This window comes from Actinoalloteichus sp. GBA129-24 (genome assembly GCF_001941645.1).
GTDB classification, from domain to species: Bacteria; Actinomycetota; Actinomycetes; order Mycobacteriales; family Pseudonocardiaceae; genus Actinoalloteichus_A; species Actinoalloteichus_A fjordicus.
Genome location: NZ_CP016077.1, coordinates 3,984,972 through 3,999,627 on the forward strand (window position 1 = coordinate 3,984,972; position 14,656 = coordinate 3,999,627).

The 14,656-nt window shown below is 71.3% G+C and carries 10 protein-coding genes; 3 read left to right on the plus strand and 7 right to left on the minus strand.

Annotation, left to right across the window (positions count from 1 at the left end; translation table 11 throughout):
* Window positions 1–1,077: 1,077 nt before the first annotated feature.
* From UA75_RS17495 to UA75_RS17505, 3 genes are read left to right on the plus strand one after another with little or no spacing between them, the layout of a single operon-like run.
* Window positions 1,078–4,320 (plus strand): non-ribosomal peptide synthetase, encoded by a 3,243-nt coding sequence (locus UA75_RS17495; protein ID WP_075741152.1) that lies wholly within the window; start codon window positions 1,078–1,080, stop codon window positions 4,318–4,320.
* Complete coding sequence (locus UA75_RS17500; protein WP_075741153.1) at window positions 4,313–6,661, plus strand: AMP-binding protein; 2,349 nt, start codon at window positions 4,313–4,315, stop codon at window positions 6,659–6,661. Before UA75_RS17495 ends, UA75_RS17500 begins: the two co-directional genes overlap by 8 nt.
* Before the next feature lie 59 nt (window positions 6,662–6,720).
* Entirely contained in the window at window positions 6,721–7,008 is a 288-nt protein-coding gene (locus UA75_RS17505) for a phosphopantetheine-binding protein (RefSeq protein ID WP_198044166.1), read from the plus strand.
* Between the two features lie 475 nt (window positions 7,009–7,483).
* Here the strand turns inward: UA75_RS17505 and UA75_RS17510 are convergent, their stop codons facing one another.
* The 7 genes from UA75_RS17510 to UA75_RS17540 all read right to left on the minus strand — a co-directional run bounded on the left by UA75_RS17510 (window position 7,484) and on the right by UA75_RS17540 (window position 14,644).
* A complete protein-coding gene (locus UA75_RS17510) occupies window positions 7,484–8,146 on the minus strand; it encodes an LmbU family transcriptional regulator (RefSeq protein ID WP_232251086.1) in 663 nt (220 codons plus the stop codon).
* Window positions 8,147–8,915: 769 nt separating this feature from the next.
* On the minus strand, window positions 8,916–9,917 hold the full coding sequence (locus tag UA75_RS17515) for a proline racemase family protein (RefSeq protein WP_075741155.1): 1,002 nt from the start codon (window positions 9,915–9,917) through the stop codon (window positions 8,916–8,918).
* A gap of 29 nt (window positions 9,918–9,946) precedes the next feature.
* On the minus strand, window positions 9,947–10,864 hold the full coding sequence (locus tag UA75_RS17520) for a dihydrodipicolinate synthase family protein (protein ID WP_075741156.1): 918 nt from the start codon (window positions 10,862–10,864) through the stop codon (window positions 9,947–9,949).
* Entirely contained in the window at window positions 10,861–12,288 is a 1,428-nt protein-coding gene (locus UA75_RS17525) for an FAD-dependent oxidoreductase (RefSeq protein ID WP_075741157.1), read from the minus strand. The genes UA75_RS17520 and UA75_RS17525 overlap by 4 nt, the downstream gene beginning before the upstream one ends.
* The gene (locus UA75_RS33035; protein ID WP_075741158.1) at window positions 12,285–12,596 is read right to left on the minus strand and encodes a (2Fe-2S)-binding protein; all 312 of its coding nucleotides are present in this window, start codon (window positions 12,594–12,596) and stop codon (window positions 12,285–12,287) included. The genes UA75_RS17525 and UA75_RS33035 overlap by 4 nt, the downstream gene beginning before the upstream one ends.
* 38 nt (window positions 12,597–12,634) lie before the next feature.
* The gene (locus UA75_RS17535; RefSeq protein WP_075741159.1) at window positions 12,635–13,819 is read right to left on the minus strand and encodes an NAD(P)/FAD-dependent oxidoreductase; all 1,185 of its coding nucleotides are present in this window, start codon (window positions 13,817–13,819) and stop codon (window positions 12,635–12,637) included.
* Between the two features lie 147 nt (window positions 13,820–13,966).
* The gene (locus tag UA75_RS17540; protein ID WP_075741160.1) at window positions 13,967–14,644 is read right to left on the minus strand and encodes a GntR family transcriptional regulator; all 678 of its coding nucleotides are present in this window, start codon (window positions 14,642–14,644) and stop codon (window positions 13,967–13,969) included.
* Window positions 14,645–14,656: the final 12 nt, after the last annotated feature.

Genomic DNA, 14,656 nt, shown 5'->3' on the forward strand with positions numbered 1-14,656 from the left:
CTGGAGCCGACACGGCGGGCCGAGCGTCGGCACTCGATGCCGAGGGCGGTGACCGGCGAACGACGATCAGGGTGATCGGATTCCTGGCGGAGGGCACCGGGAACGACGCCACCCTGGAAGGCGCACGCGAGCGTCTTCCAGGGTGGGCGGCCCTGGCGCACGGTCCGGCCGGGCTCGTCTGCTGCCGTGGGAGCGAGTCGCCTGCGGTACCTCGGACGTGGGAGGAGCAGGGACGTCGACGGGCGGCACCCGATCCCGAGCCGGCGGGTGGCGGCGGTGTCTCGCCGGCGGGACCGGGCCAGTCTGATCTGCACCGTCCGAATCGGCTTTCGGCACCAGCGGTGATAATCGGGCATTGTCCGGACGGTGCGAGCAGTCGCAAGGCAGCACGCTGGACGACATCACCTATGGACGACGTCGGCAGCCGACACTCGATCGATATCGGCAACGGTCCGTTCGGGTGGCGCGGATAATCCATTCGGCCGAGGAATCATCGGCGCCATCGGCATCGGATCTCCGATCGACGGAGGCGCGCAGCGGGTCTGACGGCCGAGTTCCCACTGCCAGGCCACCAGGTCGCCGTCAATGCCGAGTAACGGTATTCCCGCTGGTCGGCTGTGCGCGCGCCGCCCGCTGGTCGGCAGGACATCGCAGTGCACGGAAACGACGAGCGGTGTCTCGACGTCATCGAGCGGGCGCGGCCGGACAGCGCGCCTGCCGTCGGCCGAGAACGGCGGCGCGCCGCCGGGTCGAACCGGCCGGGCGAGAGGCAGGCCTGCCGAGAGCCGCACTCCGCAGCCCCGGTTTTCAACCCGGCACGACCTGCGTCGACCCCGCCGTGCTCGTCACGTCGAACCAGCAGGCGGCCCGATCCGTGCTCGCACACCGTGCCCGACAGCGTCTCGCGAGCGGGACGGCATCGACCGGACGAATCGGGCGTCGAGAACACAGTATTCGCCGCAGATTGCAGGCCGTCATCCGACCATTGGCTGGGTACGATCTAGCTCGTTCCACGCTGTCGACCGAGTATGCCGAGGTATCCGAGATGAGATTCTTCGTGATCGACGGACTGACGCAATGAGTTCGGGAGAGGTCACCCTGGCCGCAGTCGAGGTGCAGGATTCGGAAGAATTCCTGACGAAAGTCCAACAAGGAGTCTGGCACCGCCAGCAACTCGAGCCGAACAGTCCGTCCTGGAATGTCGCCACCGCACTGTACATTCACGGAGAACTGGATCACGTCGCCTTCGAGGCCGCGCTGCGGATCGTGGTCGACGACGCCGACGCGCTGCATGCCCGCTTCGTCCCACGGCAGGACGGGCCGAGGCGAATCCGGCGCGCTCCCGGCAGGTGGGAGCTGCGTCGCGTCGACGTGAGCGGGGACGTCGCGCCGCGCGCGGCGGCGGAACGGCTGATGCGCGCAGACCTCGACACGGTGGTCGACCTGGAACACGGCCCGCTGTTCGCGCAACTGCTGCTGACGCTGTCCCCCGACCTGACCGTCTGGTACCAGCGCGTGCACCACATCGCCTTGGACGCCACCGGCTACGAGATCCTTCGGGCGCGGCTCGGTACGGTGTATGCCGCCCTGCGCGCGGGTGAGGTGCCCGCCGCCGAGGAGTTCCCCAGCGAACGCGTGCTGCGGGAGGCCGAGGTCGACTACCACGCCTCGCGGGACCACGACCGAGATCGGCGGTACTGGACGACCCTGCTGGCAGACCATCCCGGGCCCACCCCGATCTCGGCGGGGGCAGGCGCCATGGCGACCCCGGCGCCCGCAGCGCCGTCGACCACGTCCCCCACGACGGGCGGCCGGCCCCACCGCAGCATCGGGCGCCCGCCCTCGGAGTACGAGGCGGCGGAGCGCGCCCTGCGCCGACGAGTGGCCGCCAACCGCTCCGCCGTGCTGACCGCAGCCGTGGCCGTCTATATCGGCCGGGCGACTGGCACCGACGACGTCGTCCTGCGGCTGCCGATGACCGGCCGGACCGACGCGAGGACCCGGCTGGTGCCCGGAATGGCGGCGACCGTGGTCTCCCTCCGGCTCACCGTCACCGGCGACGAGTGCTTCGCCGTCCTCGTCGAGCGGACCGCAGCCGAACTCCTCCGAGCGCTGCGACATCAGCGTTACGGCATCGAGGAGCTGCGCCGAGACCTCGACATCGGCTCCGATCGTCCGGGAGGCCGGTCCAGCGGGGCCCTGGTCAACTTCCTGCCGTTCGCCGACACCGTCGAGTTCGGGCCGCACCGCGCCGAACTCGATCCGCTGGCCAACGGGCCGGTCGACGACCTGGCCGTCTCCATCCACTCCGATGCCCATGGCCTGCGACTGGCGGTCGATCTCGACCCGACCTGCCATGACGCCGAGGACGCCGACGCCCACCGCGACCGACTCCTGGGACTGCTGACCGCCGCCGTCGCCGAGCCGGATCGGCCTCTCGGCGAGATCCACGCCGCCACCGAGGCGGATCTCGCCGCGCTGATCGGGCCGGTCTCGGCGGCCGGGACACCGGCGACGGTGCTGAGTCTGCTGGCCGACAGCGTGGCCCGACTGCCGAACCTGCCCGCGGTGCGCGACGCCGAGACCACGCTGACCTATGCCGAGCTGTCCATCCGGTCGAACCGGTTGGCACACCAGCTGCTCGGCAGCGGCCACGGCCGCGAGGAGGTCGTCGGCATCGCGTTGTCCCGCTCGGTCGAGTACGTCGTGGCCGTACTGGCGGTACTCAAAGCGGGCTGTGCCCTCCTGCCGCTGGACCCGCAGGACCCGACGTCCCATCTCGCCTCGGCACTGGCGGCGGCGGGCGGCACGCTGATGATCAGCAGACGCGCGCTGGTGGACGTCGACGAGTTCTCGATACCGGTGGTGGACCTGGACTGTCCGAAGACGACCGACCGGGTGTCGGCGTGCTCGACCGCCGAGCCGACGGACGAGGACCGGGGAATGGCGCTGTCGGGCGCGCACGCCGCGTATGTGATCACCACCTCGGGCTCGACCGGAACGCCGAGATCGGTGGTGCTCGCCCATGCGGGCCTCGTCCGGCTCGCCGAGCGGCACCGCACCGAGATCGTCGACCCCTGGGCACGCGCGTCCGGCCGTCGGTTACGGGCTGCCCACGTGGCGCCCTTCGTCTTCGATGCCGCCTGGGACCCGCTGCTGCTGATGTTCACCGGTCAGGAGCTGTTCCTGGTGGACGAGAAGACGCGACGCGACCCGGCGGCGCTCGTCGAGGCCCTGCGTCGCGAACGCTGTGATCTCCTCGAGACGACACCGTCCTACTTCCGCAGACTCCTCTCAGCGGGGGTTCTCGACGAGCATCTCCCCCGGCCGAGTCTCGTCGCCCTCGGCGGCGAACCGCTCGACGAGGAGCTCTGGGCGCTGCTGCGGAGCACCACCGGGGTGACCGGTTTCAACTTCTACGGACCCACCGAGTGCACGGTGGACCCGCTCACCGCGAGATCGACGGACGACGAGGCGGTCACTCTCGGGCGACCGGGAATCGATGTCCGCGCCTATGTGCTCGACGCACGGCAACGACGGCTCGGCCCCGGCTCGATCGGCGAGCTGTACCTGGCGGGCCCCGGCGTCGCGCGCGGCTATCAGGGGGACGGCAGGTTGACCGCGAGCCGGTTCCTGCCCGACCCCTTCGGCTCGCCGGGATCACGCATGTTCCGCACCGGCGATCTCGTCTCCTGGACCGTGTCCGGCAGACTGCGATTCCTGCGCAGGCTCGACGACCAGGTGAAGATTCGCGGCGTCCGAGTGGAGCTGGGCGCGGTCGAACACGCCGTGCTCCGCGATCCCGACGTCCGCGAGGTCGGCGTCGTGACCAGGACGGATGTCCACGGTGATCCGGTGCTGGTCGCCTTCGTCGTCCGGAACGGGGATGCCGCAGGCGTGGCCGGGCTCCGCAGCAGGCTCACGCAGACCCTGCCTGCGCAACTGGTGCCGTCCCTGTTCGCCGAGCTCGACGCCCTGCCGATCACCTCGCGGGGAAAGCTCGATCAGCAGGCGCTTCCCGAGAGCACCGAGATCACCGACCCCGGCGTGGGCCCGACACGGGCACGTCCACCGACGTCGGAACTGGAGAAGACGCTGTACGAGCTGTTCACGGAGGTGCTCGGCGTCGCTCCCGCCGGGGTCGACGACGAGTTCTTCGCGTTGGGCGGGCATTCGCTCGGCGCGACCCGCCTCGTCTTCCGCATCAACCAGAGCCTCGACGTCCGCTGTTCCCTCCGGGCGCTGTTCGATGCCCCGACTGTCGCGTCACTGGCCCGGCGGATCGAGAGCGAGACCGGGCGGGTGGCGCTCGATGACTGATCTGCACCCCGACCGAAGCAGGCAGGCTCGGTCGTCGACGACCGAGCAGCCCAGGACGCTGCGGAGCTGCCTGGACGCGCATCCCTCGGACGTGCCCCTGTTCGACGGCAGAACCGCCGCGCAGGTGCGCGACCTGGCAGACCTCGCGGCCCGCCGATTCGCCGCGTGTGACGTCGCCGGCCGCCTCGTGGGGCTGCGCATGGCGAACGGAGTCGAGTGGGTGGCGGCCCTGCTCGGTCTGCTCGAGGCGGGCGCCCATCCCCTGCTCCTTGCGGCGGACTCTCCCGAGCCGGAATGGCACCGACTGCTCACCGTGGCAGGCGGTGATCTGCTGGCGACCGGCATCGATCCCGCGCAGGGGCGGCTTCGCCAGGTGTCGGCCGACGCGACGCCGCCTGCCTCGGGCGTCGAGCGGGTCGTTCCCAGTGAGCCGTCGGTCGTCATCATGACCTCGGGTTCCACCGGTGTGCCCAAGGCCGTCGTCCGCAGCCAGCGGTCGCTGCTGGTCGAGGCGGCACACTACCGGCGGCACTTCCGGGTCGGTCGGGACGACGTGTTGTGGATTCCGCTGCCGCTGCCGCACGCCTACGCGCTGAGCTGGCTGTCCTGCGCACTGCTTGCCGGAACCGACACCCGACTGCCCGCCCCGGGTGCCCTGGGCGAACTGGAGAACGGCCTCCGAACCGAGGCGACGGTGGCGGCGCTCGTGCCCTCGCTGACGCGGCTGCTGCTGCACCGCCGTCGGCGGCGAGCCGATGCAGGCGGCCCCGCACCGTTGCGGACGGTGGTCGTGGGTGCCGGAGCCGTCGACGAGCCGTTGGCGACCGAGTTCCGGCAGGCCTATGGGATCGGGTTGTCCCGTGTCTACGGGTCGACCGAGACGGGAGCCGTCTGCGCGGCGGGGCCCGACGTGCCCGCGCTCTGCGTCGGCAGACCGCTGCCGGGAGTCGACCATCGCGTCCTGGACGAGGCAGGCCGCCCGATCGGTGCGGGCGGCGAGGGCCTCCTGGAGGTGCGAACCGGCACCGGCGAGTCCTGGCAGGCGACCGGAGACCTGGTGTTCCAGGACGAGCAGGGCCGGCTCACGGTGCTGGGCAGGCAGGCGAACGCGGTGCGCCGAGGTGATCGCTGGATCGCCCCCTCGGAGGTGGAGTCGGTGTTCCGGGAGCATCCCGGAGTCCGGGAGGCCCGGGTGACGGCGATCCGGTCGGCGACGGCAGGCGAGGACGGGCTCCTGGTCGAGATCGAGGCGGGGAGCGCAGGCGAAGGCGACGCGGCGGCACCGCCCGGACCCGCTGACCTGATGTCTTTCGCGCGCGAGCGGCTGGCCGCCTACAAGCTCCCCAATGAGGTCCGCGTGGTCCACCGGCTCGCGCGCGGCGCGTCGGGGAAGGTGGTGGCGAAGCCTCGGTATCGGTGGGCGGAATCGGCCGTGCTCAGCGAGGCCGCGAGGGCCCATCGAGTCTCGGCGACGCTCTTCGCCCTACGGGATCTGGGTCTGACGGAGCTGCTGACCGGATCGCTCAACACCGAGGAGATCGCCCGGCGCGCCGGGGTGGCTCCCGTCGAGTTGGAGTTCCTCCTGGACACGGCGGCGGGCCTCGGGCTGCTCGTCCCCGGCGGCTCAGGGCGTCTCGTCGCCGACGGCGTCGCCCTGGATCTACAGCTCATCGACGCCGAGGCACGAACGTCCCGGCTGGCACGGGACGCCGTCGTGGACGTCGTGCGAGCCGGAGCGGGCAGCTCGACACCGGCCGCCGGTTCGCCGGACACCGCCGCCGACCCACCACGCGACCCGACACCGCCCGCACTCGCCACGAGGACCGTCGAGGGGCTGCGGCTGCTCGATCCGCCGTCGGGCGCCCGAGTGCTGGAGGTGACCACGGGGGACGGCCGCTATCTGGCCGCCCTGCTGCGGCGAGACACCGCCGCGCGGGGTCACCTGGTGCAGGTCGGTACCACCGCCGAGCCGGCCGTCTCGCTGCGCACCGAGGCCGCCGGACGGGTGACCTACGCCGCGCCCGCCCCGGACGAACCCGACCTGGACCTGTGCGTCATCAGCGACGCCGTGCACGGTCCCCGACCCGGCGACGAGCCGCTCCGGCTGTTCCAGCGCCTGCGGCCCGGCGGTGTGCTCCTCGTCGACGATCGGTTCCTGCCCGAATCGGGCGGGCCCGCACGCGGCGAGGGCCTGGACTGGCTGGTACGACGCGGATTCTCCTGGCCGCAGCTCGCCCCGCTGCTGGCCGCGCTGCGCGCGGAGGGGGCCGAGGTCAGCGTCCGTCATCCCTCGACGGGGGCCTCGGCGGGGGCCTTCGTGATCGCCGTGGCACCGGGATGACCGAACCGGTGGTCGGACCGACCCGGACCACGCCGGGACACCGCCGCCGGGAGACGACCATGATCAGTCGAGGAGAGAAGAGCGCCATGGACCTGATCGAGACGAGGCTGCGCCAGGTGATCGCGGATGCGCGGCAGCCGCGCATCGAGCCGGCCGACATCCCCAGTACCGGACTGTTGGACACGCTCGGCCTCGACTCCGGTGCCTGTCTGAGTCTCCTGCTCAGCGTGGAAGAGGAGTTCGACATCGAGATCGAGGACGCGGACCTCTCCCCCCGTCTGGTGGACGATCTGACGGTGTTGGCCGACTACGTCCGGAGTCGGACCGGCTCGCTCGAGCTGAGCTGAGCTGGCTCTGCCCGGCTCTGCTCGTCCTCGGAAGCACGGCGACGGCAGGCAGAAACCAGTGGGCATCCTGGTCTGCGGGGTCACTCGACTGTCGGCACCCGAGCGCCCACCGCATCAGCCGAACCATGACCGTCCGTTCGGCACCGCAACGCCGCGCCGACTGTGCATAGGCCGCCGCACCAGTGGACGTGACCCGAGCTTCGTGATCGAGTCGCATCGGCCGGCCGCCTCGGCGGTCGTGGCCGCGATCCGCCGCCGGACCGAGTCCCTCGGCCGGACCGTCGACTCACACCCGAGATCGACGCGGTGACCGCGTCGATCCGGGGCTGGTCGTCCTCGGTGGCCGCCGACCAGCCGGTGCGGGACCTGATTCGCCGAACACGTGACGAAGCCGGTGTGCGCAGGCTATGCCGCGCGATGCCGCGTCCGGGGCGACGTCCGGGGTTCGCCGCCGGGGCGAGCCCGGTCCGACGGCTCACCCGTCGCGGCGCGACAGCGTGTCGGTGTCCTGCCGGGGAACCACGATGTCCACCGGGGTCGAGTCCGCGACCTCACCCGCTCCGGCCACCTGGTCGAGCACGCTGGTCATCCAGTCCACCAGGTTGCGTCGAGAGCGACTGGCCGCCGCCTCCCAGGCCTCGTGTCGACGACCGTCGATGCGCATCTCCACATGCATCGTCTGGGGTCTCGTCACCTCACGCTCGGCATTCCGCGCGGCACGGGCTCGATTCCGCAACTGATTCCTCGACCAGGAGTGGCGCTGCGCGCGGGACAGCCAGCGCTCCTGCTCCTCCGGGGGCAGCGCCGCCACCTCGGCATGGTGCTGGAAGCTCAGGCCGAGGTAGCGCCGAGCAGGCGGGAACTTGCCCGCAACCCAGGCGTAATTGCGTAACGTCTGGTAATCCAGTCGGGTCTCGTTGATCGCCCGGTGGTAGCGATCCGGATATCTCGCCTGGCCGAAGAGCAGCCAATCACCGAGCCACCAGACCGAGGACTCCGACACCGCGGCGATCCGCTGCCCGACCTGCTTCCACTCGTCGATCGAGAGGGTGTCCGCAAGCACGAGGGCATTCCGTCGAGAGCGGACCCGCTTCTCGTCGATCAGTGCCGAGTGCTCCTCCCCTGCGACTACGGTCACCTGTCCGGATTCCTGCGGTACCGTCACTGGAGCCATCCATTCGTCACGTGACTTCTCACCTGTTGACTTTTGTTGCCGCCCGCACCGGCGATCGCGAACAGGCGAACAGGAGCACGCCGGGTCACGCCGTCCACGAGAAGGGGTCGTGACCAGCTGGATCAGTCCGGTCGACCTCATGCGGGACCCGGGTCGGCTCCCGTCGCCGTCGACAGGTTCGGGCGAAGGCCGTCCACATCACGGAAAAGAGAGACGCCCCACCGGGAAGGCTTCGTACTCAGCCTTCTTCAGTGCGCGAAAGAATACCGATCAGGACTCGACCACGGGAATCTCGGTCGATTCCTCCCGACGACCATCCGGTGTCGGATTCGAATCAGGAGAGGCAGTGCTCGACGAGACGATGCCGGTTCGCCAACGACGACCACAATTCGCCGACCCGAGGTACATGACGACGAAAGTATCTTCCCGCCGAAGCCTGCTCTACCGCCGATCGAGTGAAGGCCATCGAACAGTGCGCGCAGTGATAGCGGGACGGGAAAGGGGCCGCTGGATCTGGACCGGCAGCCGGCCGTCCACTATGGTCCGGCGGCGCTGCCGTCGGCCCGGGATACGCGGCCGCCCCGCATCTCGAGCCTGAGTCACCGGTCGCCTCGGCCGTGCCGTCGAGCTGATCGCCGAATTCGGATCGGTGCGTCGGCGGGCGCCTTCGGTGCGACCCGCCCCGGCGTCGTCGCCGGGGCGGGTGTCCGCCCGACAGCCTCCCGTCACCGACTCAGAACGAGAACCCCGCCGGGAACGGGTCCGTCGGGTCCAGCAGGTACTGCCCCATTCCCGTCACCCAGGCCCGCCCGGTGATCGTCGGGATCACGGCGGGAATGCCTGCCACGTCGGTCTCCCGCACGAGCCTGCCCACGAAGCGGCTGCCGATGAACGACTCGTTCACGAAGTCCGTGTCCAACGGCAGCTCGCCCCGAGCCCACAGCTCGGCCATGCGGGCGCTGGTGCCCGTGCCGCACGGCGAGCGGTCGAACCAGCCGGGGTGGATGGCCATCGCGTGCCGCGACAGCCGCGCGTCAGAGCCCGGGGCGACGAATTCGACGTGATGGCAGTGGTCCACCCCGTCGATGCTCGGGTGTCGCGGCGGTGCCGTGGCGTTGATGGCGGCCATGATGTCCAGTCCGGCCCGCAGGACGTCATCGGCTCGCGACCGGTCGAAGGGCAGGCCCACGTCGTCGAGTTCGACCATGGCGTAGTAGTTGCCGCCGAAGGCCAGGCTGTAGGGCACGTCCCCGAGTCCGGGCACGGCCACGACCTTGTCCAGGCGGTCCACGAAGCTCGGGACGTTCTCGATCGTCACCGACTCGGCGTGGCCGTCGGCGACGGCCACCCTGGCGACGACCACCCCGGCCGGGGTGTCCAGCCGGATGACGGTCTCCGGTTCGTGCACCTCGACCATCCCGGTCTCGACGAGCACCGAGGCGACCCCGATCGTCCCGTGGCCGCACATCGGCAGGAAGCCGGAGACCTCGATGAACAGCACGCCCCAGTCGCAGTCCGGCCGGGTGCTCGGCTGCAGGATCGCCCCGCTCATCGCGGCATGGCCCCGAGGCTCGGTCACGAGGAACGTGCGCAGCTCGTCGAGGTGCTCGATCGCGTGCAGCCGACGCTCGTTCATGGTGGCACCGGGGATGACACCGACGCCGCCGGTGACGACGCGCGTCGGCATCCCCTCGGTGTGTGAGTCGACCGCGCTGACGGTCCTGATGGATCGCACGGCTTGTCGCCCTCCCGATCGCCTGCGGCTCAGCGGTTCTTCGTGTAGGCCAGGGCCCGTTCGGTGTCCCGCCGGACGGCCGCCGCCGCCGTCTCGGACAGCGGACCGCGCGGCGGACGGGTCACGCCGCCGTAGCTCTCGCCGATCACGTCGATCGACAGCTTGATGGCCTGGACGAACTCGGTCTTGGAGTCCCAGGCGAACACCGGGACCATGTTGCGGTACAGGTCGCGGGCCTCGAAGACCTTGCCCGCCATGACCAGCCGGTACAGCTCGACGGCCTCTCGTGGGAAGGCGTTCGGGTAGCCGGCGAACCAGCCGGTCGCCCCCGCCACCAGCGACTCGAACAGCAGGTCGTCCGCCCCCGCGATGACCTGCAGGCTCGTCTTGTCGAGGATCTCCAGGACGCGGCGCACGTCCCCGGAGAACTCCTTGACGGCGACGAGGTTGTCGAGTCCGTCGATCTTGGCGAGCAGATCGGGCGTGAGGTCGACCTTCGTGTCGAAGGGATTGTTGTAGGCCATGATCGGCAGGCCCACCTCGTTCACCTTCTCGTAGTGCTCGATGATCTCGCCCTCGTTCGCGCGGAAGATCGTCGGCGGGAGCAGTAACACGCCCGCCGCACCGTCCTCGGCGGCGAGTTCGGCCCAGTGCTTGGCCTGGTGCCAGCCCACGCCGTGCACGCCCGCGACGACGAGACCCCGATCGCCGACGGTCTCCACCGCGACCTGGATCACCTTGCGGCGCTCCTCGTCGGTGAGGGAGGAGTACTCGCCGAGGGATCCGTTCGGGCCGACGCCTCGGCAGCCGTTGTTCATCAGCCAGTCGCAGTGCGCGGCGAAGCGGTCGAAGTCGACGGCGAGGCCCGCAGGAGCGTTCGGGTCCTCCTTGAAGGGAAGCGTGGTGGCGACGATGACGCCGCCGAGGTCGAACTTCGTGCCGGTCATGGGGTGTGTCCTTCCTGTGCAGTCGGGGCGGCCGGGAGCGCCGCCAGTTCCGCGAGACTGATCGGCGCCGCAATGGGCCGCCGGTCGGTGGAGGCGTCGGCGATGACTCCGTCGGGCGTGGTCTGCCCGAGGATCTCCTCGACGTTCCTGCCGCACATCCGGGCCTGGCAGATGCCGAGCCCTGCGCGGCTGGTGAGCTTGGTGGAGCGCAGTCCCCTGGACCGGGTCGCCGTGACGGTGTCGACGAGTTCGCCGTGGGTGACCTCTTCGCACCGGCACAGCACGGTGTCGCCGTCCAGCCAGGCGGTCCAGCCCGGTCGGATGCCGTGCGCTCCTTCGATCCGTGCCGCGAAGCGGGTGGTGCTCACGCGCCTGCGGCGGAGCCGGGCGGTCCGTCGTTCGTCGGCGGCGCCCGCGGCGGCCAGTCCGGCCAGCGCCCCCTCGGTCTCGGCCGCCTGCGCACCGCCGATGCCGGTGATCTCCCCTGCGGCGAAGACGTCCTCAACGCTGGTGCGGCCGTCCTGATCCGTGACGACGAAGCGGTCGGGCCCGATCCGGCAGCCTGCCGCGATGGCCAGTTCGAGCCTCGGGGTGAAGCCGTGGCTGACGCAGACGGCGTCCACCTCGATGCGCCGCTCGGTGCCCGGCAGCGGCGCCCACGTCGAGTCCAGTCGCGCGACGGTGACCGACTCGACCCGCTCGCCGCCGTGGGCGGCGACCACGGCGGAGCCGGTGACGTACGGGATGCGGTGTCTCAGCTGGCTGAGCAGGTAACCGCCCAGCTCGCCGCCTTTGCCCAGGGCGGAGAACAGCTCCCACGGCCGGGCGGTCCAGTTCCGGACGAGGGCGGGCAGGCGGGCCGCCTCGTGGATGCCGACGACGCGGGCGTCGGTGTGGGTCAGGGCGGCGGCGACCGGCAGGAGGAACGGTCCGGCGCCCGCCACCAGGACACGCCCGCCGACCGTGACCCGCTCCCCCTTCGCGAGTGCCTGCGCCGCCCCGGCGGAGTAGACGCCCGGCAGGTCCCAGCCGGGGAACGGGAGGGTCCGGTCGTGGGCGCCGGTGGCGAGGACGAGGGCGTCGGGCAGCAGCGTGCGCGGCGTCCTGGCCCGCCCGTCCGGCGGCCCGGCCAGGACGTGCACTCGCGGCCGCCCGTCCTGCCGATCGATCGCCCAGACCTGCGCCCCAGTGATGATCTCGCAGCCCGCGTCGGCGCTGAGACGATCGCGCAGCGCGGTGAACCGCGACCAGCCGTGGTGCAGCCGCCGCTGCCGACGGGCCGGTCGGTCCGGGGGCAGGTGGCGCCAGTACTGACCGCCCAGGCCGTCGGCGGCGTCGAGGAGCACGACGGCGGCTCCCGCGTCGCGGGCGGCGCGGGCGGCGGCGATACCGGCAGGTCCGGCGCCGATGATCACGACGGTCATGACCCGGCCCCCGGCAGCTCGTCCGCCTGCAGGGTCACGGTGTCGCCGTGGCAGGCGCGGCGCTGACAGGCGCGCACGTCGCGCTCGCCGTTGACCGTGACGACGCAGTCGAAGCACACGCCGATCCCGCAGAACACCCCCCTGGGCCTGCGAGATCGGCTGGTCGTCCGCCAGGAGTCCCGGCCTGCGGCGAGCAGCACGCCCGCGAGCGTCTGGCCGCGCACGCCGGGGACGGGCTCGCCGTCCACCTCGATGACGATGTCGACCTCGTCGGCGCGTCCGACGACGTCGACGGACGACGGAACCATGGTCGGGCCCGTCCGGCGCCTGCCTTCGGGTCGCGGGCTCATGCGGCGCCTGCCTTCGGGTCGGGGACGGCGAGCGGGCGTCCGCTCGGACGGAACGGCGTCGGGTCCACGGGAGCGGGCCCGCCGAGCAGGTCGGCGGCCAGAAGCTGGGCGGTGACGACGGACAGCCCGATGCCCGCGCCCTCGTGCCCGCTGGCGTGCCAGAGGCCGCGCAGCCGGGGGTCCTGCCCGATGAGCGGCAGGTGATCGTCGAGGTAGGGCCGGAACCCGCCGTAGGCCCGCATCACCGGGGCGGCGGCGAGGAAGGGGAACAGGGCGACGGCCTTGCGGGCGATCTCGCGGAGCACCTCGACGCGGATGCTCGGGTCGAAGCCGACCTGCTCGCGGCTCGATCCGATGAGGACGGTCCCGGCCGCAGTGGACTCGACGACGCTGGAGGTCTGCAGGGCGGCGTCGGCGGACTGGGTCGCACCGACGTAGTCGCCGTCGTAGACCTTGTGGAAGATCCGGTGCGGCATCCGGGTGGTGACCAGGACCATCCCCCGCCGGGGGCGGACCAGCACCGGTGCCCCGATCCGCTCCGACACCTCGCCGGACCAGGGGCCCGCCGCGAGGACGACGGCGTCTGCGGTGAGGTCGCCGCGGGTGGTGGTGATGCCGACGAGCCGGTCGTCGCGGACGATGCCGCCCAGGACCTCGACGCCGGTGCGCACCTCGGCGCCTGCCCGGCGCGCGGAGGCCAGCAGCGCCTCGCCTGCCGCGACGGGCTGGACCTGGCAGTCCTGCGGGTAGTACACGGCGGCGGTGAGGTCGGGGGTGAGATCCGGTTCGAGCTCGTGGGCCTCCTGGGCGGTCACGACGCGGGCGTCCACTCCGGCGGCACGCTGCTCGGCGGCGAAGTCGATCAGGGGCTGGGCGCCGGCCTCCGTCGTGGCCACGACGAGTCCGCCCTTCTTCTCGAACTCGACGGCGGGGAAGGACTCGCCGAGTTCGTCGGCGAGTTCGGCGACGACGTCCGGCCAGCAGGCGTTCGCCGCGAGGGCCAGCTCCAGTTCGGCACCGGGCCCCTTGTCGGAGACGAGGAGGTTGCCCTCGCAGGAGGCGCTCGTGCCGGTCATCGTCGGGCCTCGGTCGACGACGAGGACCCGGTGGCCGCGCCGGGCCAGTGTCCGGGCGCAGGCGGCACCGACGATGCCCGCGCCGATCACGATGATCTCGGTCATCCACCCTCCTTCCGCTAGTAATATGTCACATATCGCGGCCGAATGAGAGTGCTCTGCCTCACGAATCGCCGAACCTCGCAGCTCGCCGACCCCGGCTCGCCGAACGCCACAAGCCGCCCGCGTCCCGACGTCGCCCGCCGCGCCGCCTCAGGACGCGGTCGTCTCCGAACGACCGGCCCACCAACCGCTGATGTGGCCGAGATGCTGGTGCATCAGGGCCTTGGCACCCTCCGCGTCGCCCGCCTCGATCCGGTCGAGCAGCAGATGATGCTCGGAGGCCGACTGGTCGAGCTGGCGTGATTCGAGCATCGTCACCAGCCCGACCAGCCGGGTCCGCGACCGCAGATCGGCGATGATCTGCGTCAACAGCGGATTGGCCAGCAGTTCCGTGAGCGCCAGATGGAACTCCCGGTCCGCCTGGAGATAGGCGTGCAGATCACTCGTCGTGGCGCCGGTGACGATGGCGTCGGCGAGTGCCCTGAATCGGGCCATGTCGACCGGGATGCCGCTGGCGGCCAGGTCCCGCATCGCCGAGGGCTCGAGCCGCTGCCGGACGTCGAGGAGTTGATCGAGGATCTCCTCGCTCACCGTCGTGACCCGGAACCCCTTGTTGCGCACCGGAGTCACGAAGCCGCGCTTCTCCAGATCGAGCATGGCCTCCCGCACCGGCGTCGCCGACATCTCGTACTGCGCCGCCAACGTCGGCACCGTCAGGAGGGAGCCGGGGGCGAGCTCCCCCGACACGATGGCCGAGGACAGCGCCTCCTCGACCTGAGCACGCAGGCTCAGCTGCCGCTGGATCTTCGAGCCGGACAGGTTCCTCATCCTCTTTCGCTC

Coding starts and splice junctions, on each gene's coding strand:
- UA75_RS17495 (WP_075741152.1), top strand. CDS start 1,078: ATGAGTTCGGGAGAGGTCACCCTGGCCGCAGTCGAGGTGCAGGATTCG.
- UA75_RS17500 (WP_075741153.1), top strand. CDS start 4,313: ATGACTGATCTGCACCCCGACCGAAGCAGGCAGGCTCGGTCGTCGACG.
- UA75_RS17505 (WP_198044166.1), top strand. CDS start 6,721: ATGATCAGTCGAGGAGAGAAGAGCGCCATGGACCTGATCGAGACGAGG.
- UA75_RS17520 (WP_075741156.1), bottom strand. CDS start 10,864: ATGACCGGCACGAAGTTCGACCTCGGCGGCGTCATCGTCGCCACCACG.
- UA75_RS17525 (WP_075741157.1), bottom strand. CDS start 12,288: ATGACCGTCGTGATCATCGGCGCCGGACCTGCCGGTATCGCCGCCGCC.
- UA75_RS33035 (WP_075741158.1), bottom strand. CDS start 12,596: ATGGTTCCGTCGTCCGTCGACGTCGTCGGACGCGCCGACGAGGTCGAC.
- UA75_RS17535 (WP_075741159.1), bottom strand. CDS start 13,819: ATGACCGAGATCATCGTGATCGGCGCGGGCATCGTCGGTGCCGCCTGC.
- UA75_RS17540 (WP_075741160.1), bottom strand. CDS start 14,644: ATGAGGAACCTGTCCGGCTCGAAGATCCAGCGGCAGCTGAGCCTGCGT.